This window comes from Ruania alba (assembly GCF_900105765.1).
Taxonomy (GTDB): domain Bacteria; phylum Actinomycetota; class Actinomycetes; order Actinomycetales; family Beutenbergiaceae; genus Ruania; species Ruania alba.
In genome coordinates, this window is sequence record NZ_FNTX01000001.1 from 280,499 (window position 1) to 305,634 (window position 25,136).

Below are 25,136 nucleotides of genomic sequence, written 5' to 3' on the forward strand. Positions count from 1 at the left end.
CATCCCGTCCGGACCACCGTCCGGACGGCCACCCAGTGGGAGGGTCCGCGCGGGCCCGTACCACGACTGCTGACACGAGGAGAAGCAGATGGCAACGCGCAGCAAGAACTACCGCAAGGCGACCGAGCTCGTCGATCGTTCCGAGCTCTACAGCCCGACCGAGGCCGTGCAACTGGCCAAGAAGACGGCGGGTACCAAGTTCGACGAGACCGTCGAGGTTGCCTTCCGTCTCGGTGTGGACCCCCGTAAGGCGGACCAGATGGTTCGTGGCACCGTGAACCTTCCGCACGGCACCGGCAAGACTGCCCGGGTGGTCGTGTTCGCGACCGGCGAGCGCGCCGAGCAGGCGATCGCCGCCGGCGCCGACGAGGTTGGCGGAGACGAGCTGATCGAGAAGGTGGCCGGCGGATACACCGACTTCGACGCGGCGGTGGCCACGCCGGACCTGATGGGCAAGGTGGGTCGCCTGGGCCGCGTGCTCGGTCCCCGAGGGCTGATGCCGAACCCGAAGACCGGCACGGTGACGATGGACGTGACCAAGGCCGTCACCGACATCAAGGGCGGAAAGATCGACTTCCGCGTGGACAAGCACGCCAACCTGCAGTTCATCATCGGCAAGGTCTCGTTCACCGAGACGCAGCTGCTGGAGAACTACGCGGCAGCCCACGAGGAGATCCTGCGGCTCAAGCCGTCCTCGTCGAAGGGGCGCTACATCAGCAAGGCGGTCCTCAGCACCACCATGGGGCCGGGTATCCCGCTGGCAGCCGGCTGACAGCACTGCTCGACCAGCGTACGGCCCGAGTTCCGCTTCGGCGGGCTCGGGTCGTTCGCATCCCGGCTGTGCGCCATCTCACCTGAGCCCGAGTTGGAGCACGGTCGCGGACCCGCTAGAGTGGTGCCTGCCTCAGACCGCCGGTCGCCCGTCACTATGGCGGGGGTTAAGTCCGCACACAGCGGAGCCAGCGCAGGTGAACGAGATCTGCAGAACCCTCCAACGCCGTCGTGCGTGATGGAATCTCAGGCCCCGTGCATCTGCGCGGGGCCTTCGTCATGTCTGACCTAGGCCGGCGGCACATCACGGAAGGAGGGCTCATGGCACGGCCTGACAAGGCAGCGGCTGTCGCCGAACTGGCAGAGAAGTTCCGCCAGTCCCCGGCCGCAGTGCTGACGGAGTACCGCGGGCTCACCGTCGCTCAGCTCCAGCAGCTGCGTACGACGCTCGGCAGTACCACCAGCTACGCCGTGGTGAAGAACACGCTCACCAACCTGGCGGCCAAGGAAGCCGGCGTCGACGCGTTCGACGGCCAGCTCTCCGGCCCCACGGCCATCGCCTTCGTCGAAGGCGACCCGGTCGCGGCAGCCAAGGGCTTGCGTGACTTCGCCAAGGCGAACCCCAATCTCGTCGTCAAGGGCGGTGTCCTCGACGGGCGCACCCTGAGCGCCGAGGACATCACCAAGCTCGCGGACCTCGAGTCCCGTGAGGTGCTACTGGCCAAGGCCGCGGGCGCCATGAAGGCCAAGCTGCACCAGGCGGCGTACGTCTTCAACGCTCCGGCCTCCAAGGCCGTTCGCACCATCGAAGCCCTGCGTGAGAAGCAGGCGAGCGAGGCTGCGGCCTGACCGGCCTCGCCTCACCTACCCACCCCTGCCGCTTCTCGCATCCCGCGCAAGCAGGCACAACAGGAAGGAACGCCGATCATGGCGAAGCTCAGCACCGACGAGCTCATTGACGCTTTCAAGGAACTGACCCTCATCGAGCTCTCCGAGTTCGTGAAGCAGTTCGAGGAGACCTTCGAGGTCACCGCTGCGGCCCCGGCCGCTGTCGCCGTTGCCGGTGGCGCCCCCGCCGGTGGTGGCGAGGCCGCCGCTGAGGAGGAGCAGACCGAGTTCGACGTCGTCCTCGAGAGCGTCGGCGACAAGAAGATCCAGGTCATCAAGGAGGTGCGCGCCCTCACCAGCCTCGGTCTGAAGGAGGCCAAGGACCTGGTTGACGGCGCCCCGAAGCCGGTTGTCGAGGGCGTGGACAAGGACGCTGCCGACAAGGCCAAGGAGGCGCTCGAGGGCGCCGGCGCCACCGTCACCCTCAAGTGATCGGAGCGGGCGTTCCGGATCGACGGGGCGCCTGCACTGAGATGCTTGGCTGACTGGCCGCGACGACGAGGCCCGCACCTCACGGGGTGCGGGCCTCGTCTGGCGTCCAGGGCCTAGACGGTCGGGGTCCTAGCCCCCACCACATGCGTGGACGAGCCCCGCGGGGATTCATCCGCGCCAGCCTGGTTCTGGACAGCACCCCGTTTCACGGGTATGCTGTCGCTTTGCGCTGTCGTCTGCCCCAGCTCACCCTCCCCAGCACCTCTCGCTGTGCCATGCCGGTCGATAGATCGGGCACGGACGGAAGGTCGGAATGGTGCGCTTGGCGGGCGTGAGCGCGTGTGCACACAATTCGTAGGGAAGGACCCCTCTTGGCTGCCTCGCGCACCCCTTCTGCTCCGACCGCTGACGCTATCGCTCAACGTACTGCCTCCCGCCGAGTCTCTTTCGCAAGGATCCACGAGCCGCTCCAGGCTCCGGACCTGCTCGGCCTCCAGACCGACAGCTTCGACTGGCTGCTTGGGAACGAGAAGTGGCAGGCACGGGTCGAGGCCGCGGTCACCTCCGGCAACAACGACGTGACCACCACGTCCGGACTCGAGGAGATCTTCACTGAGATCTCCCCGATCGAGGACTTCGGTTCCACGATGTCGTTGTCGTTCCGGGACCACCGCTTCGAACCGCCGAAGTACACGGCGGAGGAGTGCAAGGAGAAGGATTTCACGTACTCCGCGCCGCTGTTCGTCACGGCCGAGTTCGTCAACTACACCACCGGTGAGATCAAGTCCCAGACCGTCTTCATGGGGGAGTTCCCCCTGATGACCGAGCGGGGCACGTTCATCATCAACGGCACCGAGCGTGTCGTCGTGTCTCAGCTCGTGCGTTCCCCGGGCGTGTACTTCGAGCGCACCCCGGACAAGACCTCGGACAAGGACATCTTCACCGCGAAGGTGATCCCCTCGCGCGGCGCGTGGCTCGAGTTCGAGATCGACAAGCGCGACGCCGTCGGTGTGCGTGTGGACCGAAAGCGCAAGCAGTCGGTCACGGTGTTCCTCAAGGCGCTCGGGATGACCGAGTCGGAGATCCGCGAAGAGTTCGCCGAGTACCCGACCGTGCTGGAGACCCTCGAGAAGGACTCCGTGCACAGCCAGGACGAGGCGCTGGTCGACATCTACCGGAAGATTCGTCCGGGGGAGCCGCCGACCGTCGAGGCCGGGACGGCGCTGCTCGACAACTTCTACTTCAACTCCAAGCGCTACGACCTCGCGAAGGTGGGCCGATACAAGATCGGCAAGAAGCTTGGCGTGGACGGCGATCTGGCGAACTCGGTCCTGTCGCTGAGCGATGTGGTGGCGACGATCAAGTACCTGGCAGCGCTGCACAAGGGCGAGTCCGAGATCCCTGGTACGCGTCACGGCGAGGAGATCGCGGTGCGCGTCGAGACCGACGACATCGACCACTTCGGTAACCGTCGCATCCGTGCGGTCGGTGAGCTCATTCAGAACCAGGTGCGCACCGGCCTGTCCCGGATGGAGCGCGTGGTGCGTGAGCGGATGACCACCCAGGACGTCGAGGCCATCACGCCGCAGACCCTGATCAACATCCGCCCGGTGGTGGCCTCCATCAAGGAGTTCTTCGGCACCAGCCAGCTCTCCCAGTTCATGGACCAGAACAACCCGCTGGCCGGGTTGACCCACAAGCGCCGCCTCTCCGCGCTGGGTCCGGGTGGTCTCTCCCGGGATCGTGCCGGCATGGAGGTCCGGGACGTCCACCCGTCCCACTACGGCCGGATGTGCCCGATCGAGACCCCTGAAGGTCCGAACATCGGTCTGATCGGCTCGCTGGCGACGTACGCGCGGATCAACCCGTTCGGGTTCGTCGAGACGCCCTACCGCAAGGTCGTCAAGGGCACGGTCACCGATCAGGTGGACTACCTCACCGCTGACGACGAGGACCATTTCGTCATCGCGCAGGCCAACGCACCGATCGCCGAGAGCGGCCGGTTCGCCGAGGAGACCGCACTGGTCCGACTGCGCGGTGGTGAGGCCATCGACATGCCGGTCGACGACATCGACTACATGGACGTCTCCGCGCGTCAGATGGTCTCCGTCGCGACCGCGATGATCCCGTTCCTCGAGCACGACGACGCCAACCGTGCACTGATGGGTGCCAACATGCAGCGCCAGGCCGTGCCGCTGGTGCGGTCCGAGGCGCCGCTGGTCGGCACGGGCATGGAGCGGCGCGCTGCCGTCGACGCCGGTGACGTGATCGTGGCGACCAAGCCCGGTGTGGTCACCGAGGTCTCCGCGGACGCGGTGGTGGTGGCCGGTGACGACGGCACCACGATGACCTACCGGGTGGCCAAGTTCCGCCGCTCCAACCAGGGCACCTGCTACAACCAGCGGGTGCTGGTCGAAGAGGGCGCGAAGGTCTCCGAGGGCTCCGTGCTCGCGGACGGGCCGGCCACCGACGAGGGCGAGCTCGCGCTCGGCCGCAACCTGCTGGTCGCCTTCATGTCCTGGGAAGGGCACAACTTCGAGGACGCGATCATCCTCTCCCAGCGTCTCGTGCAGGACGACGTGCTCTCCTCGATCCACATCGAGGAGCACGAGGTCGACGCCCGCGACACCAAGCTGGGTCCGGAGGAGATCACCCGGGACATCCCGAACGTCTCCGACGACGTGCTCGCTGACCTGGACGAGCGCGGCATCATCCGGATCGGTGCCGAGGTCGGCGCAGGCGACGTGCTGGTCGGCAAGGTCACCCCGAAGGGGGAGACGGAGCTGACCCCGGAGGAGCGCCTGCTGCGCGCCATCTTCGGTGAGAAGGCACGCGAGGTTCGAGACACGTCTCTCAAGGTGCCCCACGGTGAGTCGGGCACGGTCATCGCGGTGCGCGAGTTCAACCGCGAGGACGGCGACGAGCTGCCCCCGGGTGTGAACCAGCTGGTGCGGGTCTACATCGCCCAGCGCCGCAAGATCACTGACGGCGACAAGCTCGCCGGCCGCCACGGGAACAAGGGCGTGATCTCCAAGATCCTGCCGATCGAGGACATGCCGTTCCTCGAGGACGGCACCCCGGTGGACATCATCCTGAACCCGCTCGGTGTGCCGGGCCGGATGAACGTCGGCCAGGTGCTCGAGACGCACCTGGGCTGGGTGGCCAAGCAGGGCTGGGACGTCGGCATCGAACAGGCCAAGCAGGGCAAGCTCCCGGCGTGGGCGAGTCACTTGCGGGACGATGCGCTGACGGGCGAGCCGGGCACTCCGGTTGCCTCGCCCGTGTTCGACGGTCTGCACGAGGACGAGCTCCAGGGTCTGCTGGAGTGCACCCTGGAGACTCGCGATGGAGACCGCCTGATCGACGCGACCGGCAAGACGCGTCTGTTCGACGGTCGTTCCGGCGAGCCGTTCCCGTCGCAGATCGCGGTTGGCTACATGTACATCCTGAAGCTGCACCACCTCGTGGACGACAAGATCCACGCGCGCTCGACGGGTCCGTACTCGATGATCACCCAGCAGCCGCTCGGTGGTAAGGCGCAGTTCGGTGGCCAGCGGTTCGGCGAGATGGAGGTGTGGGCGCTGGAAGCATACGGAGCGGCGTACGCCCTCCAGGAGCTCCTCACCATCAAGTCCGACGACGTCCCCGGCCGCGTGAAGGTGTACGAGGCCATCGTCAAGGGCGAGAACATCCCCGAGCCTGGTATCCCCGAGTCGTTCAAGGTGCTCATCAAGGAGATGCAGTCGCTGTGCCTGAACGTGGAGGTGCTGAACTCCGACGGCACGTCCATCGAGATGCGTGACACCGACGAGGAGGTCTACCGCGCCGCTGAAGAGCTCGGTATCGACCTGTCCCGCCGCCCCGACGCGAGCAGCGTCGAAGAGATCTGAGCCTGCTCAGGTGTCGACGGGTGTGCCCCTGGCGGCCCCGGCGACACCTGAGCGGACTCCACCTGATTGGTTCCACACGGTGTTCCACCGAAGGAAGTAGGAAAATTGCTCGACGTCAACGTCTTCGACGAGCTGCGTATCGGTCTCGCGACCGCGGACGAGGTCCGCGCATGGTCGCACGGTGAGGTGAAGAAGCCAGAGACCATCAACTACCGCACCCTCAAGCCCGAGAAGGACGGTCTCTTCTGCGAGAAGATCTTCGGCCCGACCCGGGACTGGGAGTGCTACTGCGGAAAGTACAAGCGCGTCCGGTTCAAGGGCATCATCTGCGAGCGGTGCGGTGTGGAGGTCACCCGCTCCAAGGTCCGCCGTGAGCGGATGGGCCACATCGAGCTGGCCGCCCCGGTCACGCACATCTGGTACTTCAAGGGTGTGCCGTCCCGGCTGGGCTACCTGCTCGACCTCGCCCCCAAGGATCTCGAGAAGGTCATCTACTTCGCTGCCCACATGATCACCTGGGTGGACGAGGACGGGAGGCACGAGGACCTGCCGAGCCTGCAGAACGAGATCGACCTGGAGAAGGACGAGATCACCAAGAAGCGCGATCTGGACATCGCCCAGCGCGCGGAGCGGCTCGAGACCGACCTGGCCGAGCTGGAGGCCGAAGGGGCGAAGGCTGACGCACGCCGCAAGGTGAAGGACTCCGCCGAGCGGGAGATGGCGCAGCTGCGCAAGCGTGCCGACGCGGATCTTGACCGGCTCGAGCAGGTGTGGGACCGGTTCAAGAACCTCAAGGTCTCCGACCTCGAGGGCGACGAACTGCTCTACCGCCAGCTGCAGGACCGCTACGGCAACTACTTCGAGGGTGCCATGGGCGCGGGAGCGATCCAGAAGCGCCTGGAGACGTTCGACCTGACGGCTGAGGCCGAGTCGCTGCGCGAGATCATCCGCTCCGGCAAGGGGCAGCGCAAGACCCGTGCGCTGAAGCGTCTGAAGGTCGTGAACGCCTTCCTCACCACGAACAACTCGCCGTTGGGCATGGTGCTGGACTGCATCCCGGTCATCCCGCCGGACCTGCGTCCGATGGTGCAGCTCGATGGTGGCCGGTTCGCCACGAGCGACCTGAACGACCTCTACCGCCGGGTGATCAACCGGAACAACCGCCTCAAGCGACTGCTCGACCTGGGTGCGCCGGAGATCATCGTCAGCAACGAGAAGCGGATGCTGCAGGAGGCCGTCGACTCGCTCTTCGACAACGGTCGCCGTGGCCGACCGGTCACCGGACCGGGCAACCGGCCGTTGAAGTCGATCTCCGACATGCTCAAGGGCAAGCAGGGCCGGTTCCGCCAGAACCTGCTCGGTAAGCGCGTCGACTACTCCGGTCGTAGCGTCATCGTGGTGGGCCCGCAGCTGAAGCTGCACCAGTGCGGTCTGCCGAAGCAGATGGCACTCGAGCTGTTCAAGCCCTTCGTGATGAAGCGGCTGGTGGACCTGAACCACGCGCAGAACATCAAGTCCGCCAAGCGGATGGTCGAGCGCGCCCGGTCGGTCGTATGGGATGTCCTCGAAGAGGTCATCACCGAGCACCCCGTGCTGCTCAACCGAGCGCCGACGCTGCACCGTCTGGGTATCCAGGCATTCGAGCCGCAGCTGGTGGAGGGTAAGGCCGTCCACCTGCACCCGCTCGTCTGTGGTGCGTTCAACGCCGACTTCGACGGTGACCAGATGGCTGTGCACCTGCCGCTGTCCGCAGAGGCGCAGGCCGAGGCACGCATCTTGATGCTGTCCTCGAACAACATCCTCAAGCCGTCCGACGGCCGCCCGGTGACGATGCCCTCGCAGGACATGATCATCGGTCTGTTCCACCTCACCTCCGACAAGGAGGGCGAGGTCATCGGGACCGACCGGGCATTCACCTCGGTGGCCGAGGCGATGATGGCCTTCGACGCCGGTGATCTGGACCTGAACGCCCAGATCACCATCCGTCTGGAGGGCTTCGTGCCGCACCCGGAGTGGGAGGCACCGGAGGGCTGGGAGTCCGGTCAGCAGGCGTTGGTCAAGACCACCCTCGGCCGCGTGCTGTTCAACGAGGCGCTCCCGGTGGACTACCCGTTCTTCAACGAGGTCGCCGACAAGAAGGCCATCTCGGCCATCGTCAACGACCTCGCCGAGCGGTACCCGAAGGCGGTCGTGGCTGCCAGCCTTGACGCCCTCAAGGACGCCGGGTACTACTGGGCCACCCGGTCCGGACTGACCATCTCGATCTCCGATGTGGAGGCTCCCGAGGGCAAGGCCGCGATCCTGGCTGAGTTCGAGGGCAAGGCCGCGAAGGTCCAGGGCCAGTTCGACCGCGGTCTGCTCACCGACGACGAGCGTCGTCAAGAACTGGTGGAGATCTGGAACCAGGCCACCGATCAGGTCGCCACGGCGATGCGGGAGAACTTCTCCTCGTCCAACGCCGTGAACCGGATGGTCACCTCCGGAGCCCGTGGTAACTGGATGCAGGTGCGTCAGATCGCAGGTATGCGTGGTCTGGTGGCGAACCCCAAGGGTGAGATCATCCCGCGTCCGATCAAGTCGAACTACCGTGAGGGCCTCTCCGTTCTGGAGTACTTCATCGCCTCGCACGGTGCTCGTAAGGGTCTGGCCGACACGGCACTGCGGACCGCCGACTCTGGGTACCTGACCCGGCGCCTGGTGGACGTCTCCCAGGACGTCATCATCCGCGAGGAGGACTGCGGCACCGAACGTGGCCTCACCCTGCCGATCGCCGAGAAGACCCCTGCGGGGGACGTGCGGCGCGCGGACACGGTGGAGACCAGCGTGTACGGACGAACCCTGGCCGGCCCCGTCGAGGGACCGGACGGCACCGTGCTCGGCGACGGTGGTCAGGATGTCGGCGATGTCCTGATCGAGACTCTCCTGAACGCCGGTGTGGAGCAGCTCAAGGTGCGCTCGGTGCTCACCTGCGAGTCTCGTGTGGGTACCTGTGCCAAGTGCTACGGCCGCTCGCTGGCGACCGGGCTTCTGGTGGACATCGGTGAGGCGGTCGGCATCATCGCCGCCCAGTCGATCGGTGAACCGGGCACCCAGCTGACGATGCGGACCTTCCACACCGGTGGTGTGGCGAGCGCGGAGGACATCACGCAGGGTCTGCCTCGTGTGGCGGAGCTGTTCGAGGCCCGTACCCCCAAGGGGGAGGCCCCCATCAGCGAGGTCCCCGGGCGAGTCACCATCGAGGACACCGACCGTGCTCGCAAGATCATCGTCACCCCCGACGACGGCAGCGAGGACTTCGCCTACCAGGTCACCAAGCGGTCCCGCCTGCTGGTGCACGACGGTGATCGAGTCGCCGTCGGGCAGCAGCTCGTGGCCGGTGCCGTCGACCCGAAGAAGGTGCTGCGTATCCTCGGCCCGCGTGCCGTGCAGAAGCACCTGGTGGACGAGGTCCAGGAGACCTACCGCAGCCAGGGTGTGGACATCCACGACAAGCACATCGAGGTCATCGTGCGGCAGATGCTGCGCCGCGTGACCGTGCTGGACTCGGGCGAGTCCAACCTCCTGCCGGGTGAGCTCGCTGAGCGCGGCCGGTTCGAGGACGAGAACCGCCGCGTTGTCTCTGAGGGTGGCCAGCCGGCCTCGGGTCGTCCTGAGCTCATGGGGATCACCAAGGCTTCGCTGGCGACGGAGTCGTGGCTGTCCGCGGCCTCCTTCCAGGAGACCACCAAGGTGCTCACCGAGGCAGCGATGAGCGGTCGTTCCGACTCGCTGCTGGGCCTGAAGGAGAACGTCATTCTCGGTAAGCTCATCCCGGCCGGTACGGGCCTGCCCCGCTACCGCAACATCCGGGTGGAGCCCACCGAGGAGGCCAAGGCGGAGATCTACCCGAGCTTCGGCTATGACGAGATTGACTACGGCCCCGTCTCTGACGGTGGTGAGGCGATCGCGCTCGAGGAGCTCGATCTCGGCCGCGGCTTCGAGGCGGACTTCCGCTGATCTGAGCCACCAGAGCGACGGCCCGGCACCCGCGAGGGTGCCGGGCCGTCGGCGTCTCACCTGTGCCGCGTCCAGCGGGTACAGTCCTCGACTGTGAGTCTGGGGACGGTTGCGGATCTGCGTACGGCGCGCCGCGTGCTCTGCTATGGGGCGACCGGCGCCGGCAAGTCGACCATGGCGGCTCAGCTCGCCGACCGGCTCGGGCTCCCCTTGCACCTCGTGGACGAGCTGTGCTGGGAACCGGACTGGGTGCCGGTCGGCCGCGAGGAACAAGACCGTCGCATCCGCCCCTTGTTCGAGGGGGAGCGGTACGTGATCGACTCGGTGTACTCACCGCAGAGCCCTCTCGCCCTGGACCGGGTGGACGTCATCGTCGCACTCGACTACCCCCGCCTGGTCTCCCTCGTTCGTCTGATGCGCCGCACGACCCGTCGGATCGTGACGAAGGAGCTCGTGTGCAACGGCAACCGCGAGACTCTGAGGCGTGCGCTCTCGCCACGGCACTCGATCCTGCGATGGCACTTCCAGTCCTGGCGCAGCAAACGGATCCGGATGCGCACCTGGCACGCCGACCCCGACGCCCCACCGGTCCTGCTGCTACGAAGCCCGGCCCACGCCGTCAGGCTCCTCGAAGCCTTGGGAAAGTCGACTGAAGGCGGCCAGGCACAAGCCAGCGTCTGACGTCGTCGTGCCAGCGTCGTTCGATAGTGCGGATCTCGACAAGTCAGTCGGTCGGGTCCGCGGTAGTGTTTCCCGCCACATCGGCCCGCGCTCCTTTGACCTGGTTGGCTCGCGCGGAGTACTCTGATCGGCAGTGCCCGCTCTGTCGGGCCCTCGCGTGCGCGCCGAGCCGGCTCGCTGTGCCCGAAAGGGGACACGAGCCAGTGGGTGTGCGGTGGTTCTCCACCAGATGGACCGCGAGTACGACCCACTCCCTCTGTGCAGCGGTATGCGGTCGTGCGGCGAGCCATCAGGTGGCGACACGCCCGAGTGCGGGGGGCCATCGGGGTGGTTCATCCGGCGCCATACGCCGACAGGATCGACCCCGATCGCAGTACAACCAGATCACAGAGCAGTCAGAACGTTCGAGACGGAGATGTAGTGCCCACCATTCAGCAGCTGGTCCGCAAGGGCCGCAGCGCCAAGGCCGCGAAGCAGAAGACGCCGGCCCTCAAGGGAAGCCCTCAGCGCCGTGGCGTGTGCACGCGTGTGTACACCACCACCCCGAAGAAGCCGAACTCGGCGCTGCGCAAGGTGGCGCGTGTGAAGCTCTCCAGCGGCATCGAGGTCACCGCGTACATTCCGGGCGTCGGCCACAACCTCCAGGAGCACTCCATCGTGCTGGTGCGCGGTGGTCGTGTGAAGGACCTGCCTGGTGTGCGTTACAAGATCGTGCGTGGCGCCCTGGACACCCAGGGTGTGCGCGGCCGCCAGCAGGCTCGCAGCCGGTACGGCGCGAAGAAGGAGAAGAAGTAATGCCTCGTAAGGGCCCGGCCCCGAAGCGGCCGCTCGCCGTCGACCCTGTCTACGGGTCGACCACCGTCACCCAGCTCGTGAACCGCGTGCTGCTGGACGGCAAGAAGTCCACCGCGGAGCGGATCGTCTACGGCGCCCTGGAGGGTGTCCGCGAGAAGACCCAGACCGAGCCGGCCGTGGTTCTCAAGCGTGCGCTCGAGAACGTGCGCCCCACCCTCGAGGTGCGTTCGCGCCGTGTCGGTGGCGCCACTTACCAGGTCCCGGTCGAGGTGCGCACCTCCCGGCAGACCACCCTCGCACTGCGCTGGCTCGTCGATTACGCACGCGGCCGTCGCGAGAAGAGCATGACGGAGCGGCTGATGAACGAGATCCTGGACGCGTCCAACGGTCTCGGCGCCGCCGTCAAGCGCCGCGAGGACACGCACAAGATGGCGGAGTCCAACAAGGCGTTCGCGCACTACCGCTGGTGATCGTCAGCTGAGGGCTGCGCCGACCGGCGCAGCCCTCAGTGCGACTCACCCACTGACCACGCTCGCACCGACCAGAAGAGAGCCACTGTGGCACAGGACGTGCTGACCGACCTGAACAAGGTCCGCAATATCGGCATCATGGCCCACATCGATGCCGGCAAGACCACCACCACCGAGCGGATCCTGTTCTACACCGGGGTCAACTACAAGATCGGTGAGACCCACGACGGTGCCTCCACGACCGACTGGATGGACCAGGAGAAGGAACGCGGCATTACCATCACCTCCGCCGCGGTGACCTGCTTCTGGGAAGACAACCAGATCAACATCATCGACACCCCGGGGCACGTGGACTTCACCGTCGAGGTGGAGCGTTCGCTTCGCGTGCTCGACGGTGCTGTTGCGGTGTTCGACGGCAAGGAAGGCGTGGAGCCGCAGTCGGAGACGGTGTGGCGCCAGGCTGACAAGTACAACGTGCCGCGCATCTGCTTCGTCAACAAGATGGACAAGCTCGGTGCGGACTTCTACTTCACCGTTGACACGATCATCAGCCGCCTGGGGGCCACCCCGCTGGTGATGCAGCTGCCGATCGGTGCCGAGAGCGACTTCGTCGGTGTGGTCGACCTGATCTGGATGAAGGCGCTGGTCTGGCCCGGTGACGCCAAGGGTGACGTGACCATGGGTGCGGCCTATGAGACGCAGGAGATTCCGGAGGACCTGAAGGACAAGGCCGAGGAGTACCGCACCAAGCTCATCGAACAGGTGGCTGAGTCCTCCGAGGAGCTGATGGAGAAGTACCTCGAGGGTGAGGAGATCACCAACTCCGAGCTCGTGGCAGGTATCCGCGAGATGACCATCAACTCCGAGGCCTACCCGGTCTTCTGCGGCTCCGCGTTCAAGAACCGCGGAGTGCAGCCGATGTTGGACGCCGTCATCTCCTACCTCCCCTCGCCGCTGGACGTGCCGGACATGATCGGGCACCCGCCGAACGACGAGGAGACCGAGATCGTGCGCAAGCCTGCGGAGGATGAGCCATTCTCCGCACTGGCGTTCAAGGTGGCTGCGCACCCGTTCTTCGGGCAGCTCACCTTCATCCGCGTGTACTCCGGTACGTGCACTCCCGGTACGCAGGTCCTGAACTCCACCAAGGGGAAGAAGGAGCGCATCGGAAAGCTCTTCCAGATGCACGCCAACAAGGAGAACCCGGTCGAGGAGCTGCACGCCGGTCATATCTACGCCGTCATCGGCCTGAAGGACACCACCACCGGTGACACTCTTACCGCGGCGGACGCTCCGGTGATCCTGGAGTCGATGTCCTTCCCGGACCCGGTGATCTTCGTGGCGATCGAGCCGAAGACCAAGGGTGACCAGGACAAGCTGTCGACAGCCATCCAGAAGCTCTCCGCCGAGGACCCCACGTTCACGGTGAACCTGAACGACGAGACCGGCCAGACCGAGATCGGCGGCATGGGCGAACTCCACCTGGACATCCTGGTGGACCGCATGAAGCGGGAGTTCAAGGTCGAGGCGAACGTCGGTAAGCCGCAGGTGGCCTATCGCGAGACGATCCGCCGCGCGGTGGAGAAGTTCGACTACACCCACAAGAAGCAGACCGGTGGGTCCGGACAGTTCGCCAAGGTGCAGATCACGTTCGAGCCGCTCGACTCCGCCGAGGGCGAGATGTACGAGTTCGAGAACAAGGTCACCGGTGGCCGGATCCCGCGCGAGTACATCCCCAGCGTCGATCACGGCGTGCAGGATGCGATGGGAGCCGGTATTCTCGCCGGTTATCCGATGGTGGGTGTCAAGGCCATCCTCCTCGATGGCGCCTACCACGACGTCGACTCCTCGGAGATGGCCTTTAAGATTGCCGGTTCGATCGCATTCAAGGAAGGCGTCAAGCGCGCCGACCCCGTGCTGCTCGAGCCGGTCATGGACGTCGAGGTGCGGACCCCAGAGGAGTACATGGGGGACGTGATCGGCGACCTGAACTCGCGGCGTGGACAAATCCAGTCGATGGAGGACGCCAGTGGCGTTAAGGTAGTTCGCGCCTTGGTGCCGTTGTCCGAGATGTTCGGATACATCGGCGACCTGCGGTCTCGGACCCAGGGTCGTGCGGTGTACTCGATGCAGTTCAGCAACTACGCCGAAGTTCCTCGGAACGTCTCCGAGGAGATCATCAAGAAGACCCGGGGCGAGTAAGTCCCACAGGTCGACCCGCTTCATCAAAACACCAACCGACCCGTAGGACGGACCAGCTCCGAGTGGGTGACCACCCGTCACCCCCACGCTGCGTACAACTACCCGAGTTCCAGGAGGAACACCAGTGGCGAAGGCCAAGTTCGAGCGGACCAAGCCGCACGTCAACATCGGCACGATCGGTCACGTCGACCACGGTAAGACGACGCTGACGGCCGCTATCTCCAAGGTGCTGGCGGACAAGTTTCCGGACATCAACACCGCGGCCGCGTTCGACATGATCGACAACGCGCCGGAAGAGAAGCAGCGCGGCATCACGATCAACGTGTCCCACCAGGAGTACCAGACCGACAAGCGCCACTACGCGCACGTCGACGCTCCGGGACACGCCGACTACATCAAGAACATGATCACCGGCGCGGCCCAGATGGATGGTGCGATCCTCGTGGTCGCCGCCACCGACGGCCCGATGGCGCAGACCCGCGAGCACGTGCTGCTCGCCCGTCAGGTCGGCGTGCCGTACCTGCTCGTCGCGCTGAACAAGTCGGACATGGTCGACGACGAGGAGATCCTCGAGCTGGTCGAGATGGAGGTTCGTGAGCTCCTCTCCAGCCAGGAGTTCCCGGGCGACGACCTGCCGGTGATCCGCGTCTCTGCGCTGAAGGCGCTCGAGGGCGACGCCGAGTGGGTCAAGTCCATCGAGGAGCTCATGGAGGCTGTCGACGAGAACGTGCCGGACCCGGTGCGTGACATCGACAAGCCGTTCCTGATGCCGATTGAGGACGTCTTCACCATCACCGGTCGCGGCACCGTGGTCACCGGTCGGGTGGAGCGTGGCCAGCTCAAGGTGAACGAGGAGGTGGAGATCGTCGGTATCCGCGAGTCGCAGAAGACGACCGTGACGGGTGTCGAGATGTTCCGCAAGCTGCTCGACACCGCCGACGCCGGCGAGAACGTCGGCCTCCTCCTGCGCGGTACCAAGCGTGAGGACGTCGAGCGTGGACAGGTCGTGGTGAAGCCGGGTTCGATCACCCCGCACACCAACTTCGAGGCCCAGGTCTACATCCTGGCCAAGGACGAGGGCGGTCGTCACAACCCGTTCTACTCCAACTACCGTCCGCAGTTCTACTTCCGCACCACCGACGTCACCGGCGTCATCGAGCTGCCCGAGGGCACCGAGATGGTCATGCCGGGTGACAACACCGAGATGACGGTCGAGCTGATCCAGCCGATCGCCATGGAAGACGGCCTCGGCTTCGCCATCCGTGAGGGTGGCCGCACCGTTGGCTCCGGCCGTGTGACCAAGATCCTCAAGTGATCTTGCACTGATCTGGCGTCGGGCACCGCCCGACACGAGAAGGCCCGTCGGCCCAAGCCGGCGGGCCTTCTCGATGCCCCTCCTCCTGACCCGTTCCTGCTCGTTGTGGCCCAGGCCACCGTCGGCGGACTTGGTTCTGACCAGGGGGTGTGGCAGACTAGTCAGGTTGCCTCGTGCACGAGGTGCGGACACCTATGCGCATCGATCCGGTCGGCCAGCAGGCCCATCGAGAACGATTCGGAGACAGTTCCCCGCCCAGCACGGCAATCATCCTGTTCGGTTCGATCCTGACTGCCACAAGGCAGGCGGGGAACCACACAAGTCATCTTCCGACCCGCATCTTGAGGGTGCACGCCGGTGGGATGTGTCCACATTTGCGACACGCCCGAGTGCGGGGGTCGGTCAGTTGCGGTACGAAGAGAGAGAGTCAGACGACGCCATGGCGGGACAGAAGATCCGCATCCGGCTCAAGTCCTACGACCACGAAGTCATCGACAGCTCGGCGCGCAAGATCGTCGACACGGTGACTCGCGCTGGTGCAACGGTCGTGGGCCCGGTGCCGCTGCCAACCGAGAAGAACGTGTTCTGCGTCATCCGTTCTCCGCACAAGTACAAGGACAGCCGCGAGCATTTCGAGATGCGGACGCACAAGCGGCTGATCGACATCGTGGACCCGACGCCGAAGGCGGTCGACTCGCTCATGCGGCTCGACCTTCCGGCTGACGTCAACATCGAGATCAAGCTCTGAGGACTCAGTCATGACTTCACTTCCCCAGCAGTCCGAGCGCGTCGTCAAGGCGGTGCTCGGCACGAAGCTCGGCATGACCCAGGTGTGGGACGACGAAGGTCGTCTCGTGCCGGTCACGGTCGTGCGGGTGGGCACCAACGTCGTGACCCAGATCCGCACCACCGACGTCGACGGCTACTCCGCCGTCCAGGTGGGCTTCGGCCAGATCGATCCGCGCAAGGTCACCCAGCCGCTCAAGGGCCACTTCGAGAAGGCGGGCGTGACGCCTCGCCGACACGTCGCCGAGATCCGCACCGCGGATGCCTCGGAATACGACCTGGGCCAGGAGCTGACCGCGGAGACGTTCGAGGCCGGAGCCGTCGTGGATGTGGTGGGCACCACCAAGGGCAAGGGCTTCGCCGGTGTCATGAAGCGTCACGGCTTCGCCGGTGTGGGCGCCTCGCACGGTGCGCACCGCAACCACCGCAAGCCGGGATCCATCGGTGGGGCCGCCACGCCGTCGCGCGTGTTCAAGGGCCTGCGGATGGCCGGCCGGATGGGCAACGCACGCCAGACCACCCAGAACCTGACCATCCACGGTGTCGACTCGGAGAAGGGCTTGCTGCTCATCTCCGGTGCCGTTCCGGGCCCCAAGGGCGGCCTGGTCGTGGTTCGTACCGCCGCGAAGGGGGCCTGAACCCATGAGCACTGTGGTTGATACCGCTCAGAGCACAACCGTCGACGTCATCGGCGCCGACGGTAAGAAGTCCGGCTCGGTCGAGTTGCCCGCCGAGGTGTTCGGCGTGCAGACGAACGTTCCGCTGATTCACCAAGTCGTCGTGGCCCAGCTCGCAGCGGCGCGCCAGGGTACGCACAAGGCGAAGACCCGGGCCGAGGTCCGTGGTGGTGGCGCGAAGCCGTACAAGCAGAAGGGCACCGGTCGGGCCCGTCAGGGATCGACGCGTGCGCCCCAGTTTGCCGGCGGTGGAACCGTGCACGGACCTGTGCCGCGGGACTACTCCCAGCGCACGCCCAAGAAGATGAAGCAGGCCGCGTTGCGCGGCGCGCTCTCCGACCGCGCTCGCGCCGACCGCGTGCACGTGGTGGAGTCCTTGGTCTCCGGCGATGCACCGTCCACCGCGACGGCCACGTCAGTGCTCGCCAAGGTGGCACTTTCGCGGCACGTGCTGGTTGTCCTCGAACGCGAGGACGAGCTCGGTTGGATGAGCCTGCGCAACGTGCCGACCGTGCACCTGATCCACCCGGATCAGCTGAACACCTACGACGTGCTGGTGAGCGACGACGTGGTCTTCACGTCGACGGCTCTCGAGGCGTTCCTCGCCCCGGCGACCGGCGCGGCCCAGGCCGAGGAGGAGCAGAAGTGACCGCACTCACCAAGGACCCGCGCGACGTCGTGATCGCACCGGTCGTGTCCGAGAAGAGCTACAACCTGCTCGACGAGGGCAAGTACACGTTCGTCGTGGACCCGCGTTCGAACAAGACCGAGATCAAGATCGCGATCGAGCAGATCTTCGACGTCAAGGTGGCGTCGGTGAACACGATCAACCGCAAGGGCAAGACGCGCCGTACTCGGTTCGGGCTCGGCAAGCGCAAGGACACCAAGCGCGCCATCGTCACCCTCCGCGAGGGCACCATCGACATCTTCGGCGGGCCGACCGGCTGAGCCGGTCCGCAGAGCACAGATTGAGGATCGAATCTCATGGGAATCCGTAAGCACAAGCCGACGACGCCGGGCCGCCGCGGTTCGTCCGTCGCCGACTTCGTCGAGGTCACCCGCACGACGCCGGAGAAGTCGCTGGTCCGTCCGCTCACCAAGAGTGGTGGTCGGAACAGTTCGGGCCGGATCACGGCCCGTCACATCGGTGGCGGCCACAAGCGTGCCTACCGCGTGATCGACTTCCGTCGGCACGACAAGGACGGGATCCCGGCGAAGGTCGCGCACATCGAGTACGACCCGAACCGGACTGCTCGCATCGCGCTGCTGCACTACGCAGACGGCGAGAAGCGCTACATCCTGGCTCCGGTCAAGCTCAAGCAGGGCGACCAGATCGAGAACGGCCCGGGCGCTGATATCAAGCCGGGCAACAACTTGCCGATGCGGCACATCCCGGTCGGTACCGTCATCCACGCCGTTGAGCTCAAGCCGGGTGGTGGTGCGAAGATCGCGCGGTCGGCCGGAGCCTCTGTACAACTCGTCGCCAAGGATGGCCCCTACGCCCAGCTGCGGATGCCTTCGGGCGAGATCCGTAACGTCGACCTGCGGTGCCGCGCCTCGATCGGTGAGGTCGGCAACGCCGAGCAGTCGAACATCAGCTGGGGAAAGGCCGGCCGGATGCGGTGGAAGGGCAAGCGTCCGACCGTCCGCGGTGTGGCCATGAACCCTGTCGACCACCCCCACGGTGGTGGTGAGGGCAAGACCTCCGGTGGTCGTCACCCGGTCAGCCCGTGGGGCCAGACCGAGGGTCGTACCCGCCGTCCGAACAAGCCGAGCGACAAGCTCATCGTGCGCCGTCGCCGTACCGGCAAGAAGCGCTGATAGGGAGACCACGAGATGCCTCGCAGTCTGAAGAAAGGCCCCTTCGTGGACGGCCACCTGCAGAAGAAGGTGGACGACCAGAACGACAAGGGCACCAAGAACGTCATCAAGACCTGGTCCCGTCGTTCGGTCATCACGCCGGACTTTCTGGGCCACACCTTCGCGGTGCACGACGGTCGCAAGCACGTCCCGGTGTTCGTCACCGAGTCGATGGTCGGCCACAAGCTCGGGGAGTTCGCCCCGACCCGCACGTTCCGTGGGCACGAGAAGGACGACCGCAAGGCGCGTCGTCGCTGACACCAGGCGAACACCACACCGACAAACTCTTAGTTGAGAAGGCAGGACATCGATGGAAGCCAAGGCGCAGGCGCGATTCGTGCGCGTCACGCCCCAGAAGGCCCGGCGAGTCGTGGACATCATCCGCGGCAAGCAGGCCGATGAGGCCGTGGCTGTGCTCACGTACGCTCCGCAGGCGGCGGCAGAGACCGTCCGCAAGGTAGTCGAGAGCGCGGTGGCCAACGCCCGTGTGAAGGCGGACAAGGCCTCGGAAGCGTTTAACAGTGACGATCTGGTGATCGCGGAGGCGTACGTGGACGAAGGTCCCACGCTGAAGCGGTTCCGTCCCCGTGCGCAGGGTCGGGCCAACCGGATCCTCAAGCGCACCAGCCACATCACCGTGATCGTGGCCGAGCGACAGACCAAGGGAGGGGCTCGCTGATGGGCCAGAAGGTCAACCCCACAGGGTTCCGGCTCGGCATCACGACCGACCACCGGTCCCGCTGGTTCGCTGACTCCACCAAGGATGGTCAGCGATATCGCGATTACGTCCGCGAGGACGTGCAGATCCGCAAGCTCATGGCCACGGGTCTGGAGCGGGCCGGCATCTCCAAGGTCGAGATTGAGCGGACCCGTGACCGGGTGCGCGTCGACCTGCACACTGCGCGCCCGGGCATCGTCATCGGCCGCCGCGGCGCCGAGGCAGACCGGTTGCGCGGTGAGCTGGAGAAGCTCACCGGCAAGCAGGTGCAGCTGAACATCCTCGAGGTGAAGAACCCCGAGATCGATGCGCAGCTCGTCGCCCAGGGCATCGCGGAGCAGCTCGCCTCCCGAGTCTCCTTCCGTCGTGCGATGCGCAAGGGTATGCAGTCTGCTCAGCGTGCCGGCGCGAAGGGCATCCGGGTGCAGTGCTCGGGCCGTCTCGGCGGCGCCGAGATGAGCCGTAGCGAGTTCTACCGTGAGGGTCGAGTGCCGCTTCACACGCTGCGTGCCTTCGTCGACTACGGGTTCTTCGAGGCTCGTACTACCTTCGGCCGGATCGGTGTGAAGGTGTGGATCTACAAGGGCGACCAGACCGAGCGCGAGTTTGCTCGTGAACAGGCTTCCGCTGCCCCGCGCCCTCAGCGTGGGCGTGGCGAACGTGGCGGCGGCCGTGGTCGTCGTCAGGATTCGCGTCCGGGCGGACAGGCCCCGCAGGCCGGTCAGAGTGCCGCTGCTACCCCCGCCGCCACTGACGCTCCCGCAACCACTTCCGGTGACGCCGCGAGCGCCACCGGGTCCGAGACGGAGGCCTGAGCCATGCTCATCCCCCGGCGCACCAAGCACCGTAAGCAGCACCACCCCAAGCGCAGTGGCGTGGCCAAGGGTGGCACGTCGATTTCCTTCGGTGACTACGGCATCCAGGCTCTCGAGCCGGCCTACGTCACGAACCGGCAGATCGAGGCCGCCCGTATCGCCATGACCCGTCACATCAAGCGTGGCGGAAAGGTCTGGATCAACATTTTCCCGGACCGCCCGCTCACCAAGAAGCCGGCTGAGACCCGCATGGGCTCCGGCAAGGGCTCACCCGAGTGGTGGGTGGCCAACGTCAAGCCCGGTCGGATCATGTTCGAGCTGGCCGGAGTCAATGAAGAGCTTGCACGCGAGGCGCTTCGCCGCGCACAGCACAAGCTCCCGATGAAGACGCGATTCGTGCGTCGCGAGGGTGGTGACGTCTGATGGCGATCGGTTCCAAGGATCTGATGCCTGCCGACCTGGACGGCATGGACACCGAGCGGCTGGCTGCGGAGCTGAAGAAGGCCAAGCAGGAGCTGTTCAACCTGCGGTTCTCCTCGGCCACCGGCCAGCTCGAGGACCACGGGCGACTGAAGACCGTGCGGCGCGACATCGCCCGCATCTACACGATCCTGCGGGAGCGTGAGCTGGGTATCCGGACTGCGCCCACCGCGGACGCGAAGTGAACGAGGCGAACACGATGAGCACCGAGAACACCACTGAAGCGCCCGAGCGCAACTACCGCAAGACACGTCGCGGTTACGTGGTCAGCGACAAGATGGACAAGACCGTCGTGGTCGAGGTCGAGGACCGCGTCAAGCACGCGCTCTACGGCAAGGTCATGCGGCGGACCACCAAGGTCAAGGCGCACGACGAGAACAACTCCGTGGGCGTCGGCGATCTCGTCTCGATCATGGAGACGCGGCCGCTCGCGGCCACCAAGCGCTGGCGTGTCGTGGAGATCCTCGAAAAGGCCAAGTGACCACCGCCGGGGCCGTCCGCAGGACGGGCCCGGATGACGACCATCATCCGTTCGGCCAGGCTCGCGACGAGCGAGAACCGGCACGACGACAGGAGTAGATCGAATGATCCAGCAGGAGTCGCGACTCAAGGTCGCCGACAACACGGGTGCCAAGGAGATCTTGTGCATCCGCGTGCTCGGCGGTTCTGGGCGTCGCTACGCCGGCATCGGCGACACCATCGTCGCCACCGTGAAGGACGCGATCCCCGGCGGCAACGTGAAGAAGGGTGACGTCGTCAAGGCGGTCATCGTGCGCACGCGCAAGCAGCGCCGCCGTCCCGACGGTTCCTACATCCGTTTCGACGAGAACGCTGCCGTGATTCTCAAGAATGAAGGCGAGCCGCGCGGAACGCGCATCTTCGGCCCGGTGGGCCGTGAGCTTCGTGACAAGCGGTTCATGCGCATCGTCTCGCTCGCCCCGGAGGTGCTGTAACCATGGCAAAGATCAAGAAGGGCGACCTCGTGGTCGTCATCGCTGGTCGAGACAAGGGCCAGCAGGGCCGCGTGCTCGAGGTGCAGCCGGAGCGGGACCGTGTGGTCGTCGAGGGCGTGCAGCGGATGCAGCGGCACACGAAGGTGTCGCAGAGCCAGCGTGGCGCTCGCACCGGTGGAATCGAGACCGTCGAGGCAGCGATCCACATCAGCAACGTGATGCTCGTGGACCCGGAAACGAAGAAGGGCACGCGCGTCGGCTACCGCACCGAGGACGTCGAGCGTGACGGACGTACACGGACCCAGCGGGTCCGCGTGGCCAAGCGCTCCGGTAAGGACATCTCATGAGCACCGTCACCGAAGCAACGAGCACCGCGAGCACCTCGGGTAACTCCGGGATCCCTCGCCTCAAGGCGAAGTACCGCGAGGAGGTCCTCTCCGGTCTGCGGGAGGAGTTCAGTCACTCGAACGTGCACCAGGTCGCCGGCCTCACCAAGATCGTGGTCAACATGGGTGTCGGTGACGCGGCGCGCGACTCGAAGCTGATCGAGGGCGCGATCCGTGACCTCACGCTGATCACCGGGCAGAAGCCGAGCGTGACCAAGGCTCGCCGCTCCATCGCGCAGTTCAAGCTCCGCGAGGGCCAGCCGATCGGCACGCACGTCACGCTTCGCGGCGACCGGATGTGGGAGTTCCTGGACCGGCTGCTCACACTGGCGCTGCCGCGGATCCGCGACTTCCGCGGACTCTCGGCGAAGCAGTTCGACGGCAACGGCAACTACACCTTCGGTCTGGTGGAGCAGTCGATGTTCCACGAGATCGACCAGGACAAGATCGACCGCGTGCGCGGTATGGACATCACGGTCGTGACCTCGGCCACCACCGACGACGAGGGTCGCTCGCTGCTGCGTCGCCTCGGCTTCCCGTTCAAGGAGAACTGACGTGGCAAAGACCGCACTGATCCAGAAGGCCAACCGTAAGCCGAAGTTTGCCGTGCGTTCCTACACGCGGTGCGCCAAGTGTGGACGTCCGCACTCGGTCTATCGCAAGTTCGGCCTGTGCCGCGTGTGCCTGCGTGATATGGCGCTCGCTGGGCAGCTCCCCGGCGTCACCAAGAGCAGCTGGTAAATCGACTACGTCGCAGGTCCGTGAGGAAACCGCGACGAGGAAGGGCATCAGCCCGATGACAATGACAGACCCCATCGCCGACATGTTGACGCGTCTGCGCAACGCAAACTCGGCGTTCCACGAGTCGGCATCCATGCCGTACTCGAAGCTCAAGTCCCACATCGCAGAGATCCTTGAGGCGGAGGGCTACATCAGTGGCTGGACCGTCGAGGATGCCGAGGTGGGCAAGACTCTGACCCTGCAGCTCAAGTTCGGCCCGGACCGGGAGCGTTCGCTCGCCGGTGTGCGCCGCGTCTCCAAGCCGGGTCTGCGCGTGTACGCAAAGTCGACCAACCTGCCGAAGGTGCTCGGCGGTCTGGGCGTGGCGATCCTGTCCACGTCCTCCGGCCTGCTCACCGACCGGCAGGCGGCCAAGAAGGGCGTAGGTGGGGAAGTCCTCGCCTACGTCTGGTGATCGAGGGATCGAAAGGAGCAACAATGTCTCGAATTGGCAAGATCCCCGTCGCCGTACCCAGCGGTGTGGATGTGAGCATCGACGGTCAGGCCGTCACAGTCAAGGGGCCGAAGGGCACGCTCTCGCACACGGTCGCGAACCCGATCACGGTCTCCCGTGATGACGAGGGCGCGATCGTGGTGAGCCGGCCGGACGAGGAGCGCGAGTCGCGCTCGCTGCACGGGCTGACCCGTACGCTCATCGCCAACTGCGTCCAGGGCGTGACGCAGGGGTACGAGAAGAAGCTGGAGATCGTCGGCACGGGTTTCCGTGTGGTGGCGAAGGGCTCCGACCTGGAGTTCTCCCTCGGCTTCTCCCACCCCGTCACGGTCCGACCCCCGGAAGGCATCACCTTCCAGGTGGAGTCGCCCACCAAGTTCTCGGTGACCGGGATCGACAAGCAGGTGGTCGGCGAGGTCGCGGCGAACATCAGGAAGATCCGCAAGCCCGAGCCGTACAAGGGCAAGGGCGTGCGTTACGCGGGCGAGCAGGTCCGCCGCAAGGTCGGAAAGGCTGGTAAGTAGCCATGGCTGTGTCCATCAAGGGATCGGGCAAGCGGGTCGCGCGCGCTCGGCGACACCTCCGCGTGCGCAAGCGCATCAATGGCACCACCGAGCGGCCGCGCCTGGTGGTCAACCGTTCGGCACGGCACATCGTCGCGCAGCTGGTCGACGACACGGCGGGAGTCACCGTCGCGTCTGCGTCCACGCTCGAGGCCGACGCGCGTGCCAGCGACGCTGACAAGACCGCGAAGGCTCGCCGGGTCGGCGAGCTCGTCGCTGAGCGGGCGAAGGCCAAGGGCGTCGAGTCCGCGGTCTTCGATCGTGGCGGCAACAAGTATCACGGACGGGTGGCGGCGGTGGCCGACGGCGCCCGCGAGGGAGGACTGTCCCTGTGATCTCCCAGACCAACGAGCAAAGGAACGCATGATGGCTGCACCGCAGCGCAGCAGGACTGGTTCGTCCGCCGGCGCCGGTGGCGAGCGCTCCAACGAGCGCCGTGACCGCCGCGGCGGTGACAACCGTCGTGACGCAGACCGCAACACCTACGTCGAGCGTGTGGTGACGATCAACCGCGTCGCCAAGGTCGTCAAGGGTGGTCGTCGATTCTCCTTCACCGCACTCGTGGTCGTCGGCGACGGTGAGGGCACCGTCGGCGTCGGGTACGGGAAGGCGAAGGAAGTTCCCTCGGCCATCGCTAAGGGTGTCGAGGAGGCCAAGAAGAACTTCTTCAAGGTCCCGATGATTCAGAAGACCATCCCGCACACGGTGCAGGGTGAGGACGCAGCGGGCGTCGTCCTGCTTCGCCCCGCCTCGCCGGGTACCGGTGTTATCGCCGGTGGTCCCGTACGTGCGGTGCTTGACTGCGCGGGAATTCACGACGTGCTCACCAAGTCGCTCGGCTCCGCCAACGCGATCAACATCGTGCACGCCACGGTGGCTGGTCTGCGGGCCCTCGAACAGCCGGAGGCGGTCGCCGCACGGCGCGGTCTGCCGCTCGACGAGGTCGTCCCGCGGGCTCTGCTCCGGGCGCAGGCCGCGGGACGGGCCGAGGCAGGCTCCGCCGACCAGGCTGACGCGACTCCGTCTGCGGAGGTGGCTTCATGAGCCAGCTCAAGGTGACGCAGAAGAAGTCCGCCATTGGCGGCAAGCAGAACCAGCGTGACACGCTGCGTTCGCTCGGCCTGAAGCGAATTGGCGACACTGTCGTCAAGGAGGACCGTCCCGAGGTTCGCGGCATGGTCACCACGGTGGCGCACCTCGTCACCGTCGAGGAGGTTGACTGAC

30 protein-coding genes are annotated in these 25,136 nt (G+C 66.0%); all 30 read left to right on the forward strand.

Going from position 1 to position 25,136, the window contains the following annotated elements:
• Window positions 1-88 precede the first annotated feature (88 nt).
• The 30 genes from rplA to rpmD all read left to right on the forward strand — a co-directional run bounded on the left by rplA (window position 89) and on the right by rpmD (window position 25,135).
• Window positions 89-772, forward strand: a complete 684-nt coding sequence (gene rplA / locus BLU77_RS01255) for a 50S ribosomal protein L1 (protein ID WP_089771336.1) — start codon at window positions 89-91, stop codon at window positions 770-772.
• Between the two features lie 320 nt (window positions 773-1,092).
• Window positions 1,093-1,620 (forward strand): 50S ribosomal protein L10, encoded by a 528-nt coding sequence (rplJ, locus tag BLU77_RS01260; RefSeq protein WP_089771337.1) that lies wholly within the window; start codon window positions 1,093-1,095, stop codon window positions 1,618-1,620.
• A gap of 78 nt (window positions 1,621-1,698) precedes the next feature.
• A complete protein-coding gene (gene rplL / locus BLU77_RS01265) occupies window positions 1,699-2,091 on the forward strand; it encodes a 50S ribosomal protein L7/L12 (protein ID WP_089771338.1) in 393 nt (130 codons plus the stop codon).
• 371 nt (window positions 2,092-2,462) lie between these two features.
• Entirely contained in the window at window positions 2,463-5,981 is a 3,519-nt protein-coding gene (rpoB, locus tag BLU77_RS01270; RefSeq protein WP_089771339.1) for a DNA-directed RNA polymerase subunit beta, read from the forward strand.
• A gap of 105 nt (window positions 5,982-6,086) precedes the next feature.
• On the forward strand, window positions 6,087-9,977 hold the full coding sequence (locus tag BLU77_RS01275) for a DNA-directed RNA polymerase subunit beta' (protein WP_089771340.1): 3,891 nt from the start codon (window positions 6,087-6,089) through the stop codon (window positions 9,975-9,977).
• A 93-nt stretch (window positions 9,978-10,070) separates the two neighbouring features.
• Window positions 10,071-10,658, forward strand: a complete 588-nt coding sequence (locus tag BLU77_RS01280) for a P-loop NTPase family protein (RefSeq protein ID WP_175476897.1) — start codon at window positions 10,071-10,073, stop codon at window positions 10,656-10,658.
• A gap of 420 nt (window positions 10,659-11,078) precedes the next feature.
• Entirely contained in the window at window positions 11,079-11,453 is a 375-nt protein-coding gene (rpsL, locus tag BLU77_RS01285) for a 30S ribosomal protein S12 (RefSeq protein WP_089771341.1), read from the forward strand.
• Window positions 11,453-11,923: a 30S ribosomal protein S7 gene (rpsG, locus tag BLU77_RS01290; protein ID WP_089771342.1), complete on the forward strand. Its 471-nt coding sequence runs from the start codon at window positions 11,453-11,455 to the stop codon at window positions 11,921-11,923. Before rpsL ends, rpsG begins: the two co-directional genes overlap by 1 nt.
• Window positions 11,924-12,010: 87 nt before the next feature.
• A complete protein-coding gene (gene fusA, locus BLU77_RS01295; RefSeq protein WP_089771343.1) occupies window positions 12,011-14,125 on the forward strand; it encodes an elongation factor G in 2,115 nt (704 codons plus the stop codon).
• Between the two features lie 124 nt (window positions 14,126-14,249).
• The gene (gene tuf / locus BLU77_RS01300) at window positions 14,250-15,440 is read left to right on the forward strand and encodes an elongation factor Tu (RefSeq protein ID WP_089771344.1); all 1,191 of its coding nucleotides are present in this window, start codon (window positions 14,250-14,252) and stop codon (window positions 15,438-15,440) included.
• A 439-nt stretch (window positions 15,441-15,879) separates the two neighbouring features.
• Window positions 15,880-16,188, forward strand: coding sequence for a 30S ribosomal protein S10 (rpsJ, locus tag BLU77_RS01305; protein WP_006946210.1), 309 nt, complete (start codon window positions 15,880-15,882; stop codon window positions 16,186-16,188).
• Window positions 16,189-16,198: 10 nt separating this feature from the next.
• On the forward strand, window positions 16,199-16,864 hold the full coding sequence (gene rplC / locus BLU77_RS01310; protein WP_089771345.1) for a 50S ribosomal protein L3: 666 nt from the start codon (window positions 16,199-16,201) through the stop codon (window positions 16,862-16,864).
• A gap of 4 nt (window positions 16,865-16,868) precedes the next feature.
• Window positions 16,869-17,552 (forward strand): 50S ribosomal protein L4, encoded by a 684-nt coding sequence (rplD, locus tag BLU77_RS01315; RefSeq protein ID WP_089771346.1) that lies wholly within the window; start codon window positions 16,869-16,871, stop codon window positions 17,550-17,552.
• Entirely contained in the window at window positions 17,549-17,851 is a 303-nt protein-coding gene (rplW, locus tag BLU77_RS01320; protein ID WP_089771347.1) for a 50S ribosomal protein L23, read from the forward strand. Before rplD ends, rplW begins: the two co-directional genes overlap by 4 nt.
• A 36-nt stretch (window positions 17,852-17,887) precedes the next feature.
• Window positions 17,888-18,724 (forward strand): 50S ribosomal protein L2, encoded by an 837-nt coding sequence (gene rplB / locus BLU77_RS01325; RefSeq protein WP_089771348.1) that lies wholly within the window; start codon window positions 17,888-17,890, stop codon window positions 18,722-18,724.
• A 15-nt stretch (window positions 18,725-18,739) separates the two neighbouring features.
• Window positions 18,740-19,021 carry a 30S ribosomal protein S19 gene (gene rpsS, locus BLU77_RS01330; protein ID WP_089771349.1) on the forward strand — a complete coding sequence of 94 codons (282 nt, stop codon included), beginning with the start codon at window positions 18,740-18,742 and terminating at the stop codon, window positions 19,019-19,021.
• Window positions 19,022-19,073: 52 nt separating this feature from the next.
• Complete coding sequence (rplV, locus tag BLU77_RS01335) at window positions 19,074-19,442, forward strand: 50S ribosomal protein L22 (RefSeq protein ID WP_089771350.1); 369 nt, start codon at window positions 19,074-19,076, stop codon at window positions 19,440-19,442.
• Window positions 19,442-20,296, forward strand: coding sequence for a 30S ribosomal protein S3 (gene rpsC, locus BLU77_RS01340; protein ID WP_089771351.1), 855 nt, complete (start codon window positions 19,442-19,444; stop codon window positions 20,294-20,296). Before rplV ends, rpsC begins: the two co-directional genes overlap by 1 nt.
• 3 nt (window positions 20,297-20,299) lie before the next feature.
• Window positions 20,300-20,719 carry a 50S ribosomal protein L16 gene (gene rplP / locus BLU77_RS01345; protein ID WP_089771352.1) on the forward strand — a complete coding sequence of 140 codons (420 nt, stop codon included), beginning with the start codon at window positions 20,300-20,302 and terminating at the stop codon, window positions 20,717-20,719.
• Window positions 20,719-20,961, forward strand: coding sequence for a 50S ribosomal protein L29 (gene rpmC / locus BLU77_RS01350; RefSeq protein WP_089771353.1), 243 nt, complete (start codon window positions 20,719-20,721; stop codon window positions 20,959-20,961). Before rplP ends, rpmC begins: the two co-directional genes overlap by 1 nt.
• Before the next feature lie 14 nt (window positions 20,962-20,975).
• Window positions 20,976-21,257 carry a 30S ribosomal protein S17 gene (rpsQ, locus tag BLU77_RS01355; protein WP_089772896.1) on the forward strand — a complete coding sequence of 94 codons (282 nt, stop codon included), beginning with the start codon at window positions 20,976-20,978 and terminating at the stop codon, window positions 21,255-21,257.
• A gap of 103 nt (window positions 21,258-21,360) precedes the next feature.
• On the forward strand, window positions 21,361-21,729 hold the full coding sequence (rplN, locus tag BLU77_RS01360) for a 50S ribosomal protein L14 (protein WP_089771354.1): 369 nt from the start codon (window positions 21,361-21,363) through the stop codon (window positions 21,727-21,729).
• A 2-nt stretch (window positions 21,730-21,731) separates the two neighbouring features.
• Complete coding sequence (rplX, locus tag BLU77_RS01365; protein ID WP_089771355.1) at window positions 21,732-22,076, forward strand: 50S ribosomal protein L24; 345 nt, start codon at window positions 21,732-21,734, stop codon at window positions 22,074-22,076.
• Complete coding sequence (gene rplE / locus BLU77_RS01370) at window positions 22,073-22,669, forward strand: 50S ribosomal protein L5 (protein WP_089771356.1); 597 nt, start codon at window positions 22,073-22,075, stop codon at window positions 22,667-22,669. The genes rplX and rplE overlap by 4 nt, the downstream gene beginning before the upstream one ends.
• A gap of 1 nt (window position 22,670) precedes the next feature.
• Window positions 22,671-22,856 (forward strand): type Z 30S ribosomal protein S14, encoded by a 186-nt coding sequence (locus BLU77_RS01375; protein ID WP_089771357.1) that lies wholly within the window; start codon window positions 22,671-22,673, stop codon window positions 22,854-22,856.
• Between the two features lie 55 nt (window positions 22,857-22,911).
• Complete coding sequence (rpsH, locus tag BLU77_RS01380; RefSeq protein WP_089771358.1) at window positions 22,912-23,310, forward strand: 30S ribosomal protein S8; 399 nt, start codon at window positions 22,912-22,914, stop codon at window positions 23,308-23,310.
• Window positions 23,311-23,333: 23 nt separating this feature from the next.
• Complete coding sequence (rplF, locus tag BLU77_RS01385) at window positions 23,334-23,873, forward strand: 50S ribosomal protein L6 (RefSeq protein ID WP_089771359.1); 540 nt, start codon at window positions 23,334-23,336, stop codon at window positions 23,871-23,873.
• Window positions 23,874-23,875: 2 nt separating this feature from the next.
• Window positions 23,876-24,247: a 50S ribosomal protein L18 gene (rplR, locus tag BLU77_RS01390; RefSeq protein WP_089771360.1), complete on the forward strand. Its 372-nt coding sequence runs from the start codon at window positions 23,876-23,878 to the stop codon at window positions 24,245-24,247.
• Between the two features lie 31 nt (window positions 24,248-24,278).
• Window positions 24,279-24,956: a 30S ribosomal protein S5 gene (rpsE, locus tag BLU77_RS01395; protein WP_089772897.1), complete on the forward strand. Its 678-nt coding sequence runs from the start codon at window positions 24,279-24,281 to the stop codon at window positions 24,954-24,956.
• Entirely contained in the window at window positions 24,953-25,135 is a 183-nt protein-coding gene (gene rpmD / locus BLU77_RS01400) for a 50S ribosomal protein L30 (RefSeq protein WP_089771361.1), read from the forward strand. The genes rpsE and rpmD overlap by 4 nt, the downstream gene beginning before the upstream one ends.
• The last annotated feature ends 1 nt before the right edge of the window (window position 25,136 follow it).

What these genes read in the sequence shown, in the direction of transcription:
- rplN (WP_089771354.1), top strand. Translation starts at nt 21,361, where the DNA reads ATGATCCAGCAGGAGTCGCGACTCAAGGTCGCCGACAACACGGGTGCC.
- rplD (WP_089771346.1), top strand. Translation starts at nt 16,869, where the DNA reads ATGAGCACTGTGGTTGATACCGCTCAGAGCACAACCGTCGACGTCATC.
- rpsC (WP_089771351.1), top strand. Translation starts at nt 19,442, where the DNA reads ATGGGCCAGAAGGTCAACCCCACAGGGTTCCGGCTCGGCATCACGACC.
- rplF (WP_089771359.1), top strand. Translation starts at nt 23,334, where the DNA reads ATGTCTCGAATTGGCAAGATCCCCGTCGCCGTACCCAGCGGTGTGGAT.
- rplB (WP_089771348.1), top strand. Translation starts at nt 17,888, where the DNA reads ATGGGAATCCGTAAGCACAAGCCGACGACGCCGGGCCGCCGCGGTTCG.
- rpsG (WP_089771342.1), top strand. Translation starts at nt 11,453, where the DNA reads ATGCCTCGTAAGGGCCCGGCCCCGAAGCGGCCGCTCGCCGTCGACCCT.
- rpmD (WP_089771361.1), top strand. Translation starts at nt 24,953, where the DNA reads ATGAGCCAGCTCAAGGTGACGCAGAAGAAGTCCGCCATTGGCGGCAAG.
- rplC (WP_089771345.1), top strand. Translation starts at nt 16,199, where the DNA reads ATGACTTCACTTCCCCAGCAGTCCGAGCGCGTCGTCAAGGCGGTGCTC.
- rpsJ (WP_006946210.1), top strand. Translation starts at nt 15,880, where the DNA reads ATGGCGGGACAGAAGATCCGCATCCGGCTCAAGTCCTACGACCACGAA.
- rplE (WP_089771356.1), top strand. Translation starts at nt 22,073, where the DNA reads ATGAGCACCGTCACCGAAGCAACGAGCACCGCGAGCACCTCGGGTAAC.
- rplR (WP_089771360.1), top strand. Translation starts at nt 23,876, where the DNA reads ATGGCTGTGTCCATCAAGGGATCGGGCAAGCGGGTCGCGCGCGCTCGG.
- rpsH (WP_089771358.1), top strand. Translation starts at nt 22,912, where the DNA reads ATGACAATGACAGACCCCATCGCCGACATGTTGACGCGTCTGCGCAAC.
- rpmC (WP_089771353.1), top strand. Translation starts at nt 20,719, where the DNA reads ATGGCGATCGGTTCCAAGGATCTGATGCCTGCCGACCTGGACGGCATG.
- rpsQ (WP_089772896.1), top strand. Translation starts at nt 20,976, where the DNA reads ATGAGCACCGAGAACACCACTGAAGCGCCCGAGCGCAACTACCGCAAG.
- rplV (WP_089771350.1), top strand. Translation starts at nt 19,074, where the DNA reads ATGGAAGCCAAGGCGCAGGCGCGATTCGTGCGCGTCACGCCCCAGAAG.
- rplL (WP_089771338.1), top strand. Translation starts at nt 1,699, where the DNA reads ATGGCGAAGCTCAGCACCGACGAGCTCATTGACGCTTTCAAGGAACTG.
- rplP (WP_089771352.1), top strand. Translation starts at nt 20,300, where the DNA reads ATGCTCATCCCCCGGCGCACCAAGCACCGTAAGCAGCACCACCCCAAG.
- rplJ (WP_089771337.1), top strand. Translation starts at nt 1,093, where the DNA reads ATGGCACGGCCTGACAAGGCAGCGGCTGTCGCCGAACTGGCAGAGAAG.
- rpsS (WP_089771349.1), top strand. Translation starts at nt 18,740, where the DNA reads ATGCCTCGCAGTCTGAAGAAAGGCCCCTTCGTGGACGGCCACCTGCAG.
- rpsE (WP_089772897.1), top strand. Translation starts at nt 24,279, where the DNA reads ATGGCTGCACCGCAGCGCAGCAGGACTGGTTCGTCCGCCGGCGCCGGT.
- rplX (WP_089771355.1), top strand. Translation starts at nt 21,732, where the DNA reads ATGGCAAAGATCAAGAAGGGCGACCTCGTGGTCGTCATCGCTGGTCGA.
- rplA (WP_089771336.1), top strand. Translation starts at nt 89, where the DNA reads ATGGCAACGCGCAGCAAGAACTACCGCAAGGCGACCGAGCTCGTCGAT.